Raw genomic sequence first — 17,707 nt, 5'->3', positions numbered from 1 at the left:
GATTAGTAAGGCCGGTGCTTTTAATATTATTGCTATATAAATCTTGTACCATACTTCCACCCGAGTTCACATAGGAGCTCACATACCCAAGCTCACTTATATTTAAGCTCATATATGCGATGCCGCCTACTTGACTACCATTCGTCAATTTCGCGTAAAGCGACGGGTAAATAGGTATTGGCACGCTCACCAAGTTGAGCCATGAGCTGATTGAAATCACGTCTAGGCAAGCGCACGTCTAAAACAGACTGCCCTTGCTCATCAAAATACTCTTCTCGAACTGCGTTCAACTCATGCAGGCCTGCACGCAGCTTACCCTGCTCCGGAGACAGTGTCAGCGAGAAGCCAATAACATCATTTGCTAAACGTTCGGTTAGCGCCTCATGCAGCAAATTAAGGCCTTGTCCTTGCTGAGCAGAGAGCCAAACAACCTCAGGAACGCCGTGGCCATCGCGCTCAATTCGCGGTGCACTATCAAGACGGTCGATTTTATTCATGACCTTAAGCACTGGCACGCTATCAGCGCCTATCTCTTTGAGTACACTATCGACTTGCTCAACATTGGCATCACGATCAGGATCAGCAGCATCTATTACATGCACCAACAGCGATGCTTCCGCAGCCTCTTGAAGCGTTGCTCGGAAAGCTTCAACCAACTTGTGGGGCAGATGGCGAATAAAACCGACTGTATCGGCCATCACCACAGGGCCAACGTCTGCAATTTCGAGACGACGAAGTGTCGGGTCAAGCGTGGCAAATAGCTGGTCAGCTGCGTATACCTCAGCATTGGTAAGCGCATTAAACAGCGTCGATTTACCGGCATTGGTATAGCCAACTAATGAAACGCTGTGAATCTCGGCACGTGAACGTGCGCGGCGGTTCTGGTCGCGCTGGCTGCGAACTTTATCGAGTCGTTTATGAATAGATTTAATGCGCCCGCGCAGCAAACGACGGTCGGTTTCTAACTGCGTTTCACCAGGGCCGCGTAAACCGATACCGCCCTTCTGACGCTCTAAGTGGGTCCAGCCGCGCACTAGGCGAGTGGACATATATTCAAGCTGGGCAAGCTCTACCTGCAGCTTACCCTCATGGGTTCGTGCCCGCTGCGCGAAAATATCGAGTATTAAACCGGTACGATCAAGCACTCGACACTTGAGCTCATGCTCAAGGTTGCGCTCTTGGGAGGGGCTTAGGCTATGGTTGAAGATCACCAGTTCTGCTTGGTGAGCTGCGAGCAGTGCTCGCAGCTCCTCCAACTTGCCTGACCCAATAAACGTTCGGGAGTCAGGGCGCTGTCGGCTAGCAGTGAGTAATGTCGCGGGCTCTGCGCCAGCAGAGCGCACGAGCTCTAAGAACTCACCCGGGTCTTCACGTGCTTGCTCATCATGAAAGTCAACGTGAACAAGTACTGCCGTTTCACCGGCATCTGGGCGCTCAAAAAACAATCAATACCTCGTGGACTCTCTAGCTATCCAGCGGTGTTAGATGTCCGCGTCGGGCGCGGCTGGATCTTGTGCCGGCAAACGCACGTTGCGCGAAGGCACTACCGTGGAAATAGCGTGTTTATAAACCATCTGACTGACGGTATTGCGCAATAAAATGACAAACTGGTCAAATGATTCAATCTGGCCCTGCAATTTAATGCCGTTCACCAGGAAAATAGAGACCGGAATGCGCTCCTTGCGCAAAATGTTCAGGTACGGGTCTTGAAGGGACTGCCCTTTGGACATGTTGCTCTCCCTAAAACTGTCGTTGGGGTTGGTTATAAATGGCGCGCCCTACTGGTGCTGCGCCGCAATCTTGTTGCCCGAAAGGCCTGGGGTTGTCAAAAGAGCCAGCCGGCCACTCGAAAACACTTGCTTACGAAATCACTATCTTACGCTAAGCACCGCTTTCACGCACGAATTTCAGCACCTTATCCAATACGTCAGGCTGCTGTGAGTCTACCCACGTAAGCGACGGCCAACTTCTTAACCACGTAAGCTGCCGCTTAGCGAGCTGGCGAGTTGCTATCACGCCACGTTCAATTAACTCGTTTTCGTCGTACTTACCGTCTAAGTGCTCCCATACTTGACGATAGCCAACACTCTTCATTGCTGGCAAGCCAAGATGGATGTCAGAACGTTGTTTGAGGGCGGCGACTTCATCTATCAAGCCCTCAGCCAACATTGTTTTAAAACGCACCGCAATGCGGTTGTGTAGCAATTGGCGATCACTAGGGGCTAATGCTATCGACATCACCCGCCAGGGAAAGGTTTCTGGCTGCTGTTCCGCCCATAGCTCACTCATAGGACGCCCACTTACATAATATACTTCAAGCGCGCGCATTAAGCGCTGTGGATCATTGGGATGGATGCGCTGCGCTGAATCGGCATCCACTTCAGCCAGCATACGATGAAGTGCCGCCAACCCTTCATTCTGCCAAATAGCTTCCAACCGTTGACGTATGGCGGCGTCTGCGGCGGGTAAGTTAGCAACGCCCTCCACCAGACGCTTGAAGTAGAGCATCGTCCCGCCAACCAATAATGGCACGCTGCCTGCCGCGCTGATTTGCCGCATCTCCTGCAGTGCATCTTCACGAAAATCAGCGGCCGAATACGGCTCAGACGGATCACGAATATCAATCAAACGATGCGGCGCGCGCGCCAACTCGGCAGCACTCGGCTTAGCACTGCCAATATCCATCCCGCGATATACCATCGCTGAGTCGACGCTGATCAGCTCATGCCCCAAACGCTCATGCAGAGCCATCGCCGTGTCAGTTTTACCAGCTGCCGTGGGCCCCATTAGAAAAATCGCCCAGGGGCGTGTGTCAACCATCTGCTCTTAGCACTCCCTTCGTTGTCTTAACTAACCACGCCGCTACTGTCCACGTAAGAACAGGCGGTCGAGTGCTTTCATACTCATTTGCGTCCAGGTTGGACGGCCATGATTGCACTGGTCGCTTCGCTCAGTGCGCTCCATATCCCGCAGCAAGGCGTTCATTTCATCGATGGTTAAGCGTCTATTTGCACGGACACTACCATGGCATGCCATGGTCGACAGCAACTCATGGATGCGTGCTTCAACCTGATGGGTGCGTCCAAACCGCGACAGCTCTTCGAGCATTTGACGTATCAGGGCTTCTGGATCTGCCTGAGCCAAAAGGGCTGGCAATTGCCGGACTAACAAGGTTTCTGGCCCCGCCACATCTAGCTCAACGCCTAACTGGGCAATAGCATCGCGCTCACTTTCAGCGGTTGCCACTTCGGCGCGACTGGCGGCCAGGGAAACCGGCACCAGCAACGGCTGTGTATCAATCCCGTCGGCAGCAGCCAGCTGGTTTTTCATGCGCTCGTAGACGATCCGCTCGTGAGCGGCGTGCATGTCTACGAGCACCAATCCTTGAGCGTTTTGGGCCAAAATATAAACACCGTGCAACTGCCCTAGCGCAAAGCCCAACGGCGGCGCTGAGGTTGCATCATGCTCAGGCATCGCCTGCGGAACCTCACGCACTTCTGTCGCTTTTGATGTATTAATGCTCGGCGCGCTCGGCTGCGGCGTTAATAGCGACTCTTCATGATCCGGATGCAGCGCCTGGTAGCCCTGCATAAAACGCCGCACTCGCTCTGCCCCAGGATGGCGTTCAGGTGAGTCTGATAGCGCCATACCCTGCTGCTGCCAACGGGGAGCGGGCGCCGGAACATCGGCCTCATTGGCGTTTCCCGTGACACCCGCCTCTGCTACTTCACCTTCATGCCCATAAGGGGTGCTCTGTTCTTCTTCAGCAGGCTTAGAAGAAGCAAGGCAGTGATGCAGGCTAGAGTAAAGGAAGTCGTGCACCATCCGACCATCGCGAAACCGCACTTCATGCTTCGTTGGATGTACGTTGACGTCGACGACATCAGGGTCAAGTTCCAGGTAAAGCACAAATACTGGATGACGACCGTTATACAACACGTCGCGATAAGCCTGACGAACAGCATGGGCAACCAAGCGGTCACGAACGACGCGGCCATTGACAAAAAAGTACTGCTGATCCGCCTGAGAACGAGAGTGCGTGGGCAAGCCGACCCAGCCACTAATACGCAACCCACCCGCTTCACGTTCAATGTAGCGAGCATGCTCAATAAAGTTTTTACCCAATAAAGAAGCAATGCGCCGCTCGCGTGCGGCTGGCGTCACTCCTGGTGGCAATTGATGCACCACTTTCTGATTATGGCGCAGCACCCAAGCTACGTCGTAGCGGGATAACGCTTGGCGACGAAAAGCTTCTTCAACATGGGCAAACTCTGTTTTTTCGGTGCGTAAAAATTTGCGCCGCGCGGGGGTATTAAAGAACAGATCCCGTACCGCGACACTGGTACCACGGGGGTGTGGCGCAGGCGTTACCCGCGCCTCCATACCACGCCCCTCGGCGACGACTCGCCACCCTTGGCGGGGGTCCTCTTCAGCATTAGAGATCAGCTCCAGCCGTGAGACAGAGCTGATCGAGGCCAACGCTTCGCCACGAAAGCCCAACGAACTCACGCCCTCTAGATCTTCAAGGCTGTTGATTTTGCTGGTTGCATGACGAGCAAGCGCCAGGGGCAAATCCTGTTCACCTATACCAATACCATCGTCGCGCACTTTAATAAGCCGAGCGCCGCCTTGCTCTATCTCCACTTCAACTCGCTGGCTGCCAGCATCAATGGCGTTCTCAATCAGCTCCTTGGTCACTGACGAAGGGCGCTCGACAACTTCCCCCGCGGCAATTTGGTTTGCCAGACGAGGATCAAGTACATGAATGCGCGTAGGCGAAGAGATCAATTCAGACAACCGTCACCTCGGAAACTTATGATCATGAACGTGGAATACGTAGCACTTGGCCAACACGGATAACGTCACCGTTAATATCGTTGGCCTGCTTCAGCTGATTCACTGGCACACCATGGCGTACGGCAATAGCTGACAATGTATCTCCCGATTGGATACGGTACTCGTTACCGCTCGGTCGACGCTGATTGTCGCGCTGCCACGCCAATAGACTTGCTGGCGGCGGATTACGCTCGAAGTGATCACGCAAACCATTGAAAATAGCCGTTGATAGCCCACGCTGATGGACCGGATCCCTCAGGCGACGCTCTTCATCAGGGTTAGAAATAAAGCCAACTTCGATAAGTAGCGACGGAATATCGGGCGATTTCAGCACCATGAAACCGGCTTGTTCAACACGAGACTTATGGAGACGGTTGATACGGCCTAATTGGTCAAGCACTTGACCACCAATCGACAGCGAATCGTTTAACGTTGCCGTCATCGTGAGGTCTAGCAACACACCTCGCAGTACTTGATCCTTGTCACGCAAAGAAAGGCTGCCGTCAACACCACCAATCAAGTCGGAGCGATTTTCGCTATCCGCCAGCCACTGAGCCGTTTCTGACGTTGCTCCTCGCTGGGAAAGGGCATAAACAGAGCTTCCCTGAGGCCTAGGGCTCGTGAACGCGTCAGCATGTATTGATACAAAAAAGTCGGCTTTCTGATCCCGAGCAAGCTGGGTACGCTGGCGCAGACCCAAATAGTAATCACCATCGCGAATGAGCACCGCTTTAAAGCCGCGCGTACCGTTTACCTCTCCGGCAAGACGTCGTGCAATCTCCAGCACTACATCTTTCTCACGGGTTCCAGCAGGACCTATGGCACCAGGGTCTTCACCACCATGTCCTGCATCAATAGCGATAATAATATCTCGCTGCGGATGCGGCTGCGCGGGCTGAACCTCGACAGGTGGCTGCTGCTGGGGTGATGGTACTTCGTACGATCCTTGCTCTTGAGACTGAGACTGCCCTTGAGACTGAGCTTGGGCTTGGGCTTGGGCTTGGGCTTGGGCCTGCGTATTTGCTCGTTGGGCAAGTATTTCTTGATCACGAATCATCGCCTCTATCGGATCAATGGGGTTCTCAACCGCGCTCTCGCCAGGGTACTCAAGATCGACCACCAAACGATGCCCATACTGATCATTTGGCGGCAACGTAAAGTGACGCGGGGATATGTCACGATTCAGCTCCAGAACAACGCGAAGCCCACCGCCGTCTCGAATGCCTGTTCTTACTTCATCAATGGCACTACCGTCCAGCGGTAGTGTGGACACATCGGTATCTAAATGACTTTCATCAAGATCAATGACTAACCGCGACGGGTTCTCAAGGGAAAATACATTAGCGTTTGCTGCTGCCGTCAAATCAAACACCAAACGCGCATGATCAGGAGCCGCCCACAACCGCATGCTCTCTACCGTTGCCGCTTGCAGCGATGACACGCCTGCCACCATAAGAACACAGCCAAACGACACATTGCGTGCCAGATAGTTTAGTGCGCTGTTTATAGCCATTGAATCACACCACTTTCAAGCTGTTCACTGCCATGCTTGCTAACCATCTCGCTGATCACCCGTTCACCCAAGTCAGTTTCTGCGGTTAGCGTAACCAAGCGACCAGGATCAGCTACCTCCAGCGCCACTCGCAAATCTGGCGCGGGGAGCCAACCCTCACCTCGGCTCGGCCACTCAATTAAACAGAGCGCGTCATCGGCAAGCACATCTCGCCCGCCGATAAACTCAAGCTCTTCAGGATCTGCTAAACGATACAGATCTAAATGATAAATGCGCTGCGCCCCCAGTTCGTAGGGTTCTACCAGAGTATAAGTAGGGCTTTTAACCGCCCCCTGGTAGCCATAAGCTCGCAATATACCACGCGTCAATGTTGTTTTTCCTGCGCCTAAGTCGCCCTCTAAATAAACACGCCCGTGACCTTGCAGCGCCTGCCCTAATGCCTCACCAAAGGCAACGTGAGACACTTCATTATTCAATTGCACTTGCATGTAGGCCGCCTTCACGGGTTAATTAACACTCGTGCATAGGATGCCAGATCACTTGCCAGCAAGCCACGTTCACCCGTTGCTTTAGCTGCTTCATCGCCTGCCAGCGCATGCACCATCACCCCAAGCCATGCCCCGCGCTCCATGTTGTCGCTTTGGGCAACCAGTGTACCTAGCATACCGCTCAGCACATCCCCCATGCCGCCGCTGGCCATACCAGGATTGCCATAGGGGCATATTACTAACCCGCTGGGGCCAGCCACTAAGCTACCTGCCCCCTTTAAAATCACAACGCCGCCCCGCGCTCGCTGCAAGGCTCGGGCAGCCGCTGGGCGATCTGCTTGAACATCCGCGACGGAACAGCCTAGCAACCGAGCCGCCTCACCCGGGTGCGGTGTTAATACCCAATTATCACGACGCTCATCAGGCCAGCGACTAGCCAACAGGTTGAGTGCGTCCGCATCAACAATTAATGGCACGTCTAATTGCAAGGCACTCTGCAGTATCGCTTGCCCCCAGGCCTCTTGCCCCAGCCCCGGCCCAACAACAATCACATCTGCCTGGGAAGGCAGTTGGCCTGCATCGGCGCCACCGCGAATACCATGGGCCATTACTTCAGGACAGCGCATCAAACTAGCAGTCACATGCTCAGGTGCCGTTGCCAAGCTGACCTTACCGGCGCCTAAACGCGCGGCCGCTTGAGAAGCGAGCAACGCTGCACCACCAAACCCTGGTGCGCCTCCCATTACCACGACATGCCCCAGGTCACCTTTATGGCTAATACGGGAACGCGGCGTGAACACCTCCCCCAAAAGCTCATCGTCCAAACGCCATGCGCTGGGCGGTATATCAAAGAATGCTTGCGCCTTGACACCTAACGGGCGGAAGTCAATTTCGCCGGTATAAGCAGGTGCATCGCCTGTATGCAGGCCAATTTTGTCACCTATAAACGTCACCGTGCAGGCTGCATTGACAGCCAGCCCCATGACGGCACCTGTGTCTGCCGAGATTCCAGAGGGAATATCCAACGCCAACACCGGTTGATGCGACGTATTGATCGCTTCAATCACCGGCCTTATTTCTCCGGCAACATCACCCGACAGCCCGGTGCCGAGCAGTGCATCAACAATCACTTCGCCAGCCAAGGTGGTGTTTGACTGCCACTGGTCCAAACCAACGCCCGCCGCCGATGCCAGTTCGGCAGCGCGGGCGACATCCCCCGTCAGCGCCTCGAAAGGCCTAAGTGAGATGCGTTGCACTTTAAGCCCGGACTGCATGGCCAACGCAGCAAGCACATGGCCATCACCCCCGTTATTACCGCTACCACACAGCACTGTCACGCTTCGTGCATGCGGCCAGCGGGAGCGGAAACTGTGCCATGCACTGGAGGCTGCTCGCTGCATCAAGGCAAAACTTTCAATGCCGCCGGCAATCGTACGCCGATCAAGCTCACGCACTTGAGCCGCTGTATAAAGGGGGCGTAGCGAGGAAGTACTTAACGTGGGCACGATCTCTCCTTAATCTGGTGACAGTTGGGCGCTAGTAGGTTGATAACCACTTATGCGTTAGCATAGCGCGCTTAACGCGCTACCGTTGATTTACCATGCAAAACTCCACCACCTTTTCACTATCTGATGATGACTTAACGCATCTTGCGGCCCTAATCAAAACATGGGGTCGAGAGTTAGGTTTTCAGCAAGTAGGTATTACAGACACTCAGCTAGCAGCTCATGAAAAACACCTAGCTACTTGGCTTGAAAAAGGTCACCACGGTGACATGAGCTTTATGGCGAAACATGGTACCAAGCGCACCCGCCCGGAGGAGCTTGAACCCGGCACCCAGCGAGTTATCAGCGTGCGCATGGACTACTTACCCGCTGAAGTAGAAAGTACAAAAGTGCTGGGCCAACCTAGCCGTGCCTATGTTTCACGCTACGCACTGGGGCGCGACTATCATAAATTAATGCGCAAACGTTTGGCGCAACTAGCTAAAAAAATCGAGCAGCAAGTCGGCGCGTTTGGTTATCGCGCATTTGTCGACTCAGCGCCCGTTATGGAGCGCGCCTTAGCGCAAAAAGCAGGCCTTGGCTGGTTTGGTAAAAATGCCATGCTACTCAATCCCAAGGCGGGCTCGCTTTTTTTCCTCGGCGAGCTGTATACCGACTTGCCGCTTCCTATTGATGCACCGTTTACTCAGGAACACTGTGGCAGCTGTAACGCCTGTCGCACCGCCTGCCCAACCGGTGCCATTGTAGATGACAAGGTCGTCGACTCGCGCAAATGCATCTCTTATCTCACTATTGAACTGCATGGCGCGATACCCACGGAGTTTCGCCGCGCCATGGGCAACCGTATTTACGGTTGCGACGACTGCCAATTGGTGTGTCCTTTCACTCGCTTCACCCGCGTTACCCAGGAAGATAACTTTGCGCCGCGCCATGACCTTGACCGCGCCGACCTCCTTAGCCTGTTTGCTTGGGGAGAAGACGAATTTTTGGATAAAACAGCAGGCAGCCCCATTCGGCGTATAGGCTACGAACGCTGGCTGCGCAATCTCGCCATCGGCCTGGGCAATGCACCCTGGAGTCGCGCGGTAGAGGCAGCCTTGTGGGCAAGAAGAGCCTATCCCAGCAGTTTAGTACGTGAGCACGTTGCTTGGGCGCTTGAGGAGCAGCGCCTCAAGCGCGGTGCAAAAATTGCCACTGACGGCGCATAGCCACTTCTCTAAACTACCTCACTCCTCTTCGTCTGTTACCGTTTCGAGGCGTAAGAACGTACTGCGATAGTGAGCTAACTCGGCAATCGACTCCTTGATGTCATCCATCGCCAGATGGACATTCTGCTTTTTAAATCCTGCTAAGGCACCTGGATTCCAGCGTTTTGCCAACTCCTTAACGGTCGATACGTCCAAATTACGGTAATGGAAAAACGCCCAAAGATCCGGCATTTCACGCTCCAGGAAACGCCGGTCCTGGTGAATGCTATTGCCACACATAGGCGAGGAGCCAGACACCACATAGTGGCGAAGAAAATCGAGCGTTTGCTGCTCGGCCTCAGCAGTAGTCACGGTGCTCGCTTTGACGCGCGCAACCAGCCCACTCTCCCCGTGGGTCTTCTGATTCCAGTCATCCATTTGTGCCAGCTGGCTATCAGGCTGCTTCACCGCAATCACCGGCCCTTCCGCTACGACGTTTAAATCGGCATCGGTAATCAATGTGGCCACTTCAATGATGCGCTCTTTGTTTGGATCCAGACCGGTCATTTCCAAGTCTATCCACACTAGCAAATCATCTCGCGGAGTGGCGTTGTCAGCAGTTTGCTCGCTCATTACATTCATTCCTTGGCCAGTACCGCCACTTAATACGGCGATTAGAGTTAAAGTGTGGCTTATATTGCCCTAACCAGCACCCAATACAGGACAGTAGACTGCCCAGGTGAGTACAATGCCACTATTGTACCGAGCATCAGGTGGTCATGAGCAAACGTAAATTAAGTCGCCAGCAACAGTGGCGAGTCGATAAAGTCCAAGCGGAACGTGCCCAACGTGCTGAAAAGCGTGATGTGAAAGACGCTGAAAAACTTGCCGCTGGCGAATATGGTGCCGAACAACCAGGCCGAGTTATGGCTCACTTCGGGCGAACACTAGAAGTGCGCGATGCTGACGGTACGCCCGTGCGTTGCCACCTTCGTGCCAACCTAGATGGCTTGGTCACCGGCGACCGGGTGATTTGGCGAGCAGGCCAGGATGGCTCTGGCGTCGTCGTGGCCCGCGAGGAGCGCGACAGCGTGCTAAAGCGCCCAGACCCGCGGGGCCAGCTTAAGCCTGTGGCGGCCAACATCGATCAATTGCTGATCGTCTTTGCGGTAGAGCCCGCTCCTCACCCCAATTTGATTGACCGTTATTTGGTCGCTGCCGAAGCAACAGGTATTGCCCCCGTACTGGTGCTCAACAAAACCGATTTGCTACCAGAAGACGGTGGCAAACTGGGAGAATTGCTTGAGCGCTATCACTCTCTGGGCTACACCGTGGTGCGCACCACCACTGCTAATGAAGCTGGCTTAGATGATCTACGCCAGCAGCTTGAAGGGCGAACCTCTGTGTTTGTCGGTCAGAGTGGCGTGGGCAAATCATCACTGATTGATCTTCTGCTACCCGATGAAACTTTGCGCATTGGCGCTCTGTCAGAAGATTCGCGTAAAGGCACCCATACCACCACCACCGCTCGGCTTTATGCGATGAGTAGTGACGAAGTGACTGACGGCGAGCTCATTGATTCACCGGGTATTCGCGAGTTTGGCTTGATCCATCTTGATGAACAGGAAGTGACCGATGGATTTATTGAGTTTCATCCGTTCATTGGCCATTGCCGCTTCCGAGATTGCCGCCACCGCAACGAGCCAGGCTGCGCTTTACTAGAAGCCGTCGAGGCAGGCAAGATTCATCCAGAACGTTTTGCCAGCTATCGGCGCATTCTCGATAGCTTAAACGCATAATTTTCATTAGCTAGATGCCTGATATATCAATTGCTAAGCATAGGGAGCTGTCAATGAGCACCGCTAGCCATTCATCGGAAACCAACCTACTGCCGCTGATTGTTGAGCCCGAGCAGCTTCAAGAACACCTGGACAATCCACAGCTGCTAATTATCGATGTGCCAGTGAATGGCGATAGCTATCGCCAAGGCCATGTACCGGGTGCTATTTACCTGGATTTTCGCTACCTAATGCGTGGCGAAGGACCGGTGCCTAACGATGTGCCGAGCACTGAATTTCTCTCACGACTGTTCAGCGCGCTTGGCCTAACCCGGGATACTCACGTCGTCGCTTATGATGATGAAGGCGGCGGCTGGGCGGCACGACTGCTATGGACACTGGAACTAATCGGCCACACCCGTTACTCCTATTTGAATGGCGGCATCCATGCCTGGAGAGATTCCGGCTTGGCAGAAAGCACTGAATCCACCGCACCAACACCAAGCGAGTACCGAGCGGAGATCTTAAACCCGCACGCCTTAATCACCTGCGACGAAATCAAACAAAAGCTCGCAGATAAACAGTTCGCCGTTTGGGATGCTCGCTCTAAAGGCGAGTTTGATGGTGAAAAAGGCAACAATAAGTACCTTGGTCATATTCCGGGAGCGGTCAACATGGACTGGCTCAACGCCATGGATCGCAATCGCGCACTTCGCATCCGCGATTACGCTGAGCTAATGACCGAACTAGGTGCACTCGGCCTAACGCCCGATATGGAAATTGCTACTCACTGCCAAAGCCATCACCGCAGCAGCTTCACGTGGTTAGTCGGGAAAGCGCTGGGTTTTAATATACGTGGTTATGCGGGCTCTTGGGGCGAATGGGGCAACCGCGACGACACACCGATTGAGAAGTGAAGATACGACTGTGACTGTTTCCCAAAAAGCGTTTTCCCTAATTCAGTACCCGCTCCCCCACCATGCGCTTTCGCGTTTAACAGGCAAGCTCGCCCAGTGCGATACTCCCGAGGTGAAGAACAGGTTAATTAAGGCGTTTATCAAACGTTTTGATGTGGACATGAGCCAAGCGCTGGAGCCAGACCCCACCGCTTATGCAACGTTTAATGACTTTTTCACCCGCGCTTTGAAAGCCGATGCCCGCCCCTTGGGAGCAGGTCTGCTAAGCCCTGCTGATGGCACCCTGTCACAGTTCGGGCGTTTACAGGCAGGTCAGTTAGTACAGGCGAAAGGCCACACGTTTTCTGCCCAAACCCTGCTAGGGGGCGACAGCGCGCTAGCCGAAGAGTTTATGGGCGGCAGTTTTGCGACTGTTTACCTCTCTCCTCGAGATTACCACCGGGTACATATGCCGGTTACAGGCACCCTGCGCGAGATGATTTATGTGCCAGGGCGGCTCTTCTCGGTCAACCAAGCAACCGCTAACTACGTGCCAGGGCTGTTTGCGCGTAACGAGCGACTGGTGTGTATTTTCGATACCGAGCACGGCCCAATGGCCATGGTATTGGTAGGTGCAATGATCGTCGCGGCTATCGAGACTGTCTGGGCAGGCCAAGTGACGCCGCTTTCAGGACACCCTCAGCGCATGCGTTTCGGGCAACCAATCACGCTTGAAAAAGGCGCTGAAATGGGCCGCTTCAAACTGGGCTCAACGGTGGTGATGTGCTTTGCCAAGCCGGTGACTTTTGAAGACAACCCGCTAGGCGCCAAGGTACAAATGGGCCAAACACTGGGCGAGCCTTAAAACGCGAGACATTAGTGCTAACAGTTAGCTGTTGAAAATGTAAGCACGTCTTCCAGGCGTGCTTTACCCAGCGCCAGCTGAATAAGCCGATCCATGCCCAATGCCACCCCCGCGCTTGCAGGCATTCCATGATCTAGCGCTGCGAGCAACTGCTCATCAATATCCACTTCAGATAAACCTAAACGGCGGCGCTCGGCATTATCCTCACTGAAACGCAGCCGCTGCTCCTCAGCATCAACCAGCTCATCATAGCCATTTGCCAGCTCGACACCGTTGATATAAAGCTCAAAGCGAGAGGCTACCCACTCACCATCTGCGTCTTGATGGCGGCGCGCCAAGGCCGCTTGGCTGGCGGGATAATCCAACACAACACTCAGTTCGTTTTGGCCAAGCGTTGGTTCAATTACCATGCTCATTAACAGGTCGAGACAAGTATCGCGACTCTCTTCTGTTAGCGCATTTGCCGACATCTGGCCACGCTCTGCAGCCAACGTACGCAATGTCTCAATAGACGTCGTGAAGGGGTCTACCGCTAAGTAGGTATGAAACAGCTCACGGTAACGATAGTGCACCACAGGGCCTGCAAAACTCGGCAGCACGTTAGCAACCAGCGTGGTCGTCTCATCAATCAGCTGTGCCAGGGTAAACCCTGGGCGGTACCACTCAAGCATAGTGAATTCAATATTATGGCGGCTGCCAATTTCACCATCACGAAAACTTTTAGCTAGTTGAAATATCGACCCACTACCTGCGGCCAGCAGGCGCTTCATATGAAACTCGGGCGACGTTTGTAGCCATAGCCTACGCTGGCCTTTATCAGTACGCGCCATGCTAGACAGCGAGACTAAGTGCACATCGGTGCTGCCACCCTGCCCCAACACCGGTGTTTCCACCTCCAGCACATCCCGCTCAGCAAAAAATGTACGCACCCCAGCGAGTAAGCGCGCACGCTCGCGCAACGTTTCGATACTTGCCGTTGGCTGCCAGCTAGCCGTCATTTACGTCCCCTCCAATGCTATAAAGCCACGCATGGTCATCACGTGGCTTTATAAAGTAGATGCTTTCGCGGCTAACTAACTACCGGTCACTCGGCAGTGCTTATGCTCGAGAAACACTTATGCTCGAGAAACATAGTCGCCAGAGCGCGTATCAATCTTCAGCACTTCACCCTGGTTGATAAACAACGGTACGCGCACAACCGCACCGGATGAAAGTGTGGCAGGCTTAGAACCGCCCTGGGCAGTGTCACCTTTCAAACCTGGATCCGTCTCAACCACTTCCAGTTCAATGAAGTTGGGTGGTGTAACGGAAATCGCTTTATCGTTCCAAAGCGTAATAATATAAGGCACCTGCTCCTTGAGCCATTTTTCAGTATCGCCCAACGCTTTCTTTTCAACGGCGTACTGCTCGAAGGAACCATCCGTCTTCATGAAGTGCCACATGTCGCCGTCGGTGTAGAGATATTCCATCTCCAAATCCATGACATCGGCACCTTCCAGTGAGTCACCGGATTTGAAAGTACGCTCGCCAACACGGCCAGTCATCAGGTTGCGTAGCTTAACGCGGTTAAATGCCTGCCCCTTGCCTGGCTTGACCAGTTCGTTCTCGACGATAGAACAAGGATCTCCGTCGAGCATTACTTTCAAACCGCCTTTGAATTCATTGGTAGAATAGTTCGCCATGATGCCTCTCAGTGTTTTATTTCAGTAACATAGTGCGCGAAGCCATGCTTCGCCGTTGATAATGTCGTTGTAAGCGTCGTCTAATAAGTGCGCGCATGATAACCCGAAGGAGGGCTTTTTTGCAGGAGAACATTATTATCGCTGATAAGCGCCCGTCTACCCAGATTTACGCGTCATGGCAGCGGCAGCTTTCCCAAGCGATTCGCGACCCAGCCACTTTGTGCAAGCGCTTAAACTTGGACGACAGCTGGCTACCTGGTGCTTCCACTGGGCACCAGCTGTTTGAGATCTGTGTTCCCGACGCCTATCTTACGCGCATTGACCCCAACGACCCCAATGACCCTCTGCTCCGCCAAGTACTGCCGGTAAGCGATGAAGCCTCAACACCGCAAGGTTACGTCACCGACCCGCTAGAAGAAGCAGAGCATCAGCCTGTTAAGGGGCTCATTCATAAGTACGCTGGCCGCGTGCTGTTAATTGCCAGCCCTAACTGTGCAATCAACTGCCGCTACTGCTTCCGGCGCCATTTTCCCTACAGTGACAACTCTCCTTCCAGAGCGCAGTGGCAGGAAGCACTGGACTACCTGCGCGCCGACACCACCCTTCATGAAGCGATTCTTTCTGGCGGTGACCCGTTGGCCGCCAACGATCGTCAGCTGGCGTGGCTGGTGGAGCAGCTTGAAAATATTCCGCATCTCAAGCGGCTGCGCATTCATACACGTCTACCCGTAGTGATCCCCGACCGGGTTGATGATGCACTTCTTGACTGGCTAGCGGCGACACGCTTGCAAAAAGTCATGGTACTGCATATTAACCACGCCAATGAGATTGACCAAGCGGTCATTGATGCCTGCACACGCTTAAAGCAAGCAGGTGTAACGCTGCTCAACCAAAGCGTGTTACTACGCGGAATAAACGATAGCGTCAGCACCTTGGCGACTCTGTCCGAACGCCTGTTTGAAGCGGGCGTATTGCCCTACTATTTGCATGTGGTCGACCCCGTGCAAGGTGCCGCCCATTTTGACGTCCCCGATGAGGAAGCCAAAGCACTGGTTAAGCAGTTACTTGAACACTTGCCAGGCTTCTTGATGCCCCGCTTAGTGCGCGAAGTGCCTGGCAAGACTAGCAAGACGCCGCTGTAGTTCCCATAACCATGCTAGCTGTCACCACCACATTAGCTAACGATAAGGAGGCCAACGCCTCCTTATAGGTCTGCTAGCAATCACTTCAAGCCGAGTGATTTAGCCTAGCGTTTCTGCAGTCACATTGGCAGCCGGCGCTTGGGTGGAGTGATGACGGTTAATGGCGCTGAGCACACCTTTCATCGACGCGCTGGTGATGCTTTCGTCGCTGCCGACACCAAACACGGCTTTGCCATCAATGCGCACCTCAACATAGGCGATTGCTTCGGCATCGGCCCCTTGTCCGCGGGAGTGCTCATGGTAATCAATTATTTCTACCTCCTGACCGCTGGCCACCAGCGCTTTCACAAACGCGGCCAAGGGGCCGTTGCCCTCACCAGTTAGCGTTTGGCGCTCACCTCCGCTTTCCAGTATCGCTTCAAGCGCAACTTTTGGGCTTTCTGGCTCAGAGGAAAGGCGATGACTTATCAGCGCCAGCGGCGAATGCTGCTCCAGGTACTCATCAGCAAACGCCTGGTAAATCATTTGTGAGGTAATTTCGCGCCCAGTGCGGTCAGCGACTTCTTGCACGACTTGGCTAAACTCGATCGACAGTCTGCGCGGCAGTTCAATGCCGTGCTCCTGTTCCAGCAGATAGGAAATACCGCCTTTTCCAGACTGACTGTTAACACGAATTACTGCTTCATAGCTACGCCCCACATCCAGCGGGTCAATAGGTAAATAGGGTACATCCCAAGGCGCCTCAGGATGAGCACGACGATCTGCCATGCCTTTTTTAATCGCATCCTGATGCGAGCCTGAAAACGCCGTAAATACTAAATCGCCGACGTAGGGATGGCGTGGGTGGACGGGTAACTGATTGCAGTACTCGACCTCGCGCATAATGGGCGTAATGTTGGAGAAGTCTAGGTTCGGGTGAACGCCTTGAGTATAAAGGTTCATCGCAAGCGTCACGATATCCACGTTACCAGTACGCTCGCCATTGCCAAACAGCGTACCTTCCACCCGGTCAGCACCGGCCATTAGCGTCAATTCTGCCGCCGCCACGCCAGTACCGCGGTCATTATGCGGATGCACACTGACAATCAGCGTATCGCGCTTTTTAACATGGCGACAGAACCACTCAATTTGATCAGCATAGTTATTGGGTGTTGCGACTTCTACGGTGGCCGGTAAGTTAACAATCATCCGGTTATCAATGCTAGGCCCGAAGGTATCCATCACCGCTTCGACAATTTCCACCGCAAAGTCCATCTCCGTGGTGGTGAATAGTTCAGGCGAGTACTGGAAGGTCCAGTGAGTCTCTGGATTAGCGGCCATTAAATCGCGGATTTGCGCCGTTGCATCAACGGCGATCTGCACGCACTCTGTTTTATCTACATTAAACACTACCCGCCGAAACATCGGGTCGGTGGCATTGTAGACGTGCACAATGGCGTTTTTAGCGCCTTTAAGGGCTTCGAACGTGCGTTCAATTAAATGCGGGCGCGCCTGAGTCAGCACTTGAATCGTCACATCATCAGGAATTTTATCTTGCTCAATCAACGAGCGGACAAAGTCGAAATCAGTTTGTGATGCCGATGGGAAGCCCACCTCAATCTCTTTAAAACCAACGTTCAGCAGTAGATCAAACAAACGCTGTTTGCGCTCTTGATCCATGGGATCGATTAACGACTGATTGCCATCACGCAAATCTACACTGCACCAAATCGGGGGCATGTCGATTCGCTGGCTAGGCCAGAGGCGGTCAGGCAATTCAACGGCCACGAAGGGGCGATATTTTTTAGAGGGATCGGACAACATCATGACGTCGCT

16 protein-coding genes are annotated in these 17,707 nt (G+C 53.7%); 5 read left to right on the top strand and 11 right to left on the bottom strand.

Features of this window, described 5'->3' with window-relative positions:
• Positions 1 to 134: 134 nt before the first annotated feature.
• From hflX to INT19_RS14270, 7 genes are all read right to left on the bottom strand, one after another.
• Positions 135 to 1,445 carry a ribosome rescue GTPase HflX gene (gene hflX, locus INT19_RS14300; RefSeq protein WP_193061267.1) on the bottom strand — a complete coding sequence of 437 codons (1,311 nt, stop codon included), beginning with the start codon at positions 1,443 to 1,445 and terminating at the stop codon, positions 135 to 137.
• Between the two features lie 36 nt (positions 1,446 to 1,481).
• Positions 1,482 to 1,730, bottom strand: a complete 249-nt coding sequence (gene hfq / locus INT19_RS14295) for an RNA chaperone Hfq (protein WP_009099947.1) — start codon at positions 1,728 to 1,730, stop codon at positions 1,482 to 1,484.
• Between the two features lie 151 nt (positions 1,731 to 1,881).
• Entirely contained in the window at positions 1,882 to 2,820 is a 939-nt protein-coding gene (gene miaA, locus INT19_RS14290) for a tRNA (adenosine(37)-N6)-dimethylallyltransferase MiaA (protein WP_193061266.1), read from the bottom strand.
• Between the two features lie 42 nt (positions 2,821 to 2,862).
• Positions 2,863 to 4,797, bottom strand: a complete 1,935-nt coding sequence (gene mutL, locus INT19_RS14285; protein WP_442311223.1) for a DNA mismatch repair endonuclease MutL — start codon at positions 4,795 to 4,797, stop codon at positions 2,863 to 2,865.
• Positions 4,798 to 4,819: 22 nt separating this feature from the next.
• A complete protein-coding gene (locus INT19_RS14280; protein ID WP_446719029.1) occupies positions 4,820 to 6,289 on the bottom strand; it encodes an N-acetylmuramoyl-L-alanine amidase in 1,470 nt (489 codons plus the stop codon).
• Between the two features lie 50 nt (positions 6,290 to 6,339).
• Complete coding sequence (gene tsaE / locus INT19_RS14275; RefSeq protein WP_193061264.1) at positions 6,340 to 6,837, bottom strand: tRNA (adenosine(37)-N6)-threonylcarbamoyltransferase complex ATPase subunit type 1 TsaE; 498 nt, start codon at positions 6,835 to 6,837, stop codon at positions 6,340 to 6,342.
• A gap of 11 nt (positions 6,838 to 6,848) precedes the next feature.
• Entirely contained in the window at positions 6,849 to 8,342 is a 1,494-nt protein-coding gene (locus INT19_RS14270; RefSeq protein WP_193061263.1) for an NAD(P)H-hydrate dehydratase, read from the bottom strand.
• 95 nt (positions 8,343 to 8,437) lie between these two features.
• Here INT19_RS14270 and queG point away from each other — a divergent pair, with 95 nt between their 5' ends.
• Entirely contained in the window at positions 8,438 to 9,550 is a 1,113-nt protein-coding gene (gene queG / locus INT19_RS14265) for a tRNA epoxyqueuosine(34) reductase QueG (protein WP_193061262.1), read from the top strand.
• An 18-nt stretch (positions 9,551 to 9,568) separates the two neighbouring features.
• Here queG and orn read toward each other — a convergent pair whose 3' ends face one another.
• On the bottom strand, positions 9,569 to 10,162 hold the full coding sequence (orn, locus tag INT19_RS14260; protein ID WP_193061261.1) for an oligoribonuclease: 594 nt from the start codon (positions 10,160 to 10,162) through the stop codon (positions 9,569 to 9,571).
• Positions 10,163 to 10,308: 146 nt separating this feature from the next.
• Between orn and rsgA the strand changes: the two genes are divergently transcribed.
• The 3 genes from rsgA to asd are packed head-to-tail and all read left to right on the top strand — an operon-like array spanning position 10,309 to position 13,068.
• Positions 10,309 to 11,328 carry a small ribosomal subunit biogenesis GTPase RsgA gene (gene rsgA, locus INT19_RS14255; RefSeq protein WP_038485630.1) on the top strand — a complete coding sequence of 340 codons (1,020 nt, stop codon included), beginning with the start codon at positions 10,309 to 10,311 and terminating at the stop codon, positions 11,326 to 11,328.
• Positions 11,329 to 11,381: 53 nt separating this feature from the next.
• Positions 11,382 to 12,224 carry a sulfurtransferase gene (locus INT19_RS14250; protein ID WP_193061260.1) on the top strand — a complete coding sequence of 281 codons (843 nt, stop codon included), beginning with the start codon at positions 11,382 to 11,384 and terminating at the stop codon, positions 12,222 to 12,224.
• Between the two features lie 10 nt (positions 12,225 to 12,234).
• On the top strand, positions 12,235 to 13,068 hold the full coding sequence (gene asd / locus INT19_RS14245) for an archaetidylserine decarboxylase (protein ID WP_193061259.1): 834 nt from the start codon (positions 12,235 to 12,237) through the stop codon (positions 13,066 to 13,068).
• A 17-nt stretch (positions 13,069 to 13,085) separates the two neighbouring features.
• On the opposite strand, the gene epmA is transcribed toward asd, so the two are convergent.
• Both epmA and efp read right to left on the bottom strand, forming a co-directional pair.
• A complete protein-coding gene (epmA, locus tag INT19_RS14240) occupies positions 13,086 to 14,066 on the bottom strand; it encodes an EF-P lysine aminoacylase EpmA (protein WP_193061258.1) in 981 nt (326 codons plus the stop codon).
• A 117-nt stretch (positions 14,067 to 14,183) separates the two neighbouring features.
• A complete protein-coding gene (gene efp / locus INT19_RS14235) occupies positions 14,184 to 14,750 on the bottom strand; it encodes an elongation factor P (RefSeq protein ID WP_009721928.1) in 567 nt (188 codons plus the stop codon).
• Positions 14,751 to 14,869: 119 nt separating this feature from the next.
• Here efp and epmB point away from each other — a divergent pair, with 119 nt between their 5' ends.
• Positions 14,870 to 15,892 (top strand): EF-P beta-lysylation protein EpmB, encoded by a 1,023-nt coding sequence (epmB, locus tag INT19_RS14230; protein ID WP_193061257.1) that lies wholly within the window; start codon positions 14,870 to 14,872, stop codon positions 15,890 to 15,892.
• Positions 15,893 to 15,991: 99 nt separating this feature from the next.
• On the opposite strand, the gene leuA is transcribed toward epmB, so the two are convergent.
• Positions 15,992 to 17,698, bottom strand: a complete 1,707-nt coding sequence (gene leuA, locus INT19_RS14225; protein ID WP_193061256.1) for a 2-isopropylmalate synthase — start codon at positions 17,696 to 17,698, stop codon at positions 15,992 to 15,994.
• Positions 17,699 to 17,707 lie beyond the last annotated feature (9 nt).

The sequence above is a fragment of the Halomonas sp. 3A7M genome, from assembly GCF_014897875.1.
In the GTDB taxonomy this organism is placed as follows: domain Bacteria; phylum Pseudomonadota; class Gammaproteobacteria; order Pseudomonadales; family Halomonadaceae; genus Vreelandella.
This window is presented reverse-complemented; position numbering and strand designations above follow the sequence as displayed.

Coding starts and splice junctions, on each gene's coding strand:
- hfq (WP_009099947.1), bottom strand. CDS start 1,730: ATGTCCAAAGGGCAGTCCCTTCAAGACCCGTACCTGAACATTTTGCGC.
- miaA (WP_193061266.1), bottom strand. CDS start 2,820: ATGGTTGACACACGCCCCTGGGCGATTTTTCTAATGGGGCCCACGGCA.
- INT19_RS14280 (WP_446719029.1), bottom strand. CDS start 6,289: ATGGTGGCAGGCGTGTCATCGCTGCAAGCGGCAACGGTAGAGAGCATG.
- tsaE (WP_193061264.1), bottom strand. CDS start 6,837: ATGCAAGTGCAATTGAATAATGAAGTGTCTCACGTTGCCTTTGGTGAG.
- queG (WP_193061262.1), top strand. CDS start 8,438: ATGCAAAACTCCACCACCTTTTCACTATCTGATGATGACTTAACGCAT.
- orn (WP_193061261.1), bottom strand. CDS start 10,162: ATGAGCGAGCAAACTGCTGACAACGCCACTCCGCGAGATGATTTGCTA.
- rsgA (WP_038485630.1), top strand. CDS start 10,309: ATGAGCAAACGTAAATTAAGTCGCCAGCAACAGTGGCGAGTCGATAAA.
- INT19_RS14250 (WP_193061260.1), top strand. CDS start 11,382: ATGAGCACCGCTAGCCATTCATCGGAAACCAACCTACTGCCGCTGATT.
- epmA (WP_193061258.1), bottom strand. CDS start 14,066: ATGACGGCTAGCTGGCAGCCAACGGCAAGTATCGAAACGTTGCGCGAG.
- efp (WP_009721928.1), bottom strand. CDS start 14,750: ATGGCGAACTATTCTACCAATGAATTCAAAGGCGGTTTGAAAGTAATG.
- leuA (WP_193061256.1), bottom strand. CDS start 17,698: ATGATGTTGTCCGATCCCTCTAAAAAATATCGCCCCTTCGTGGCCGTT.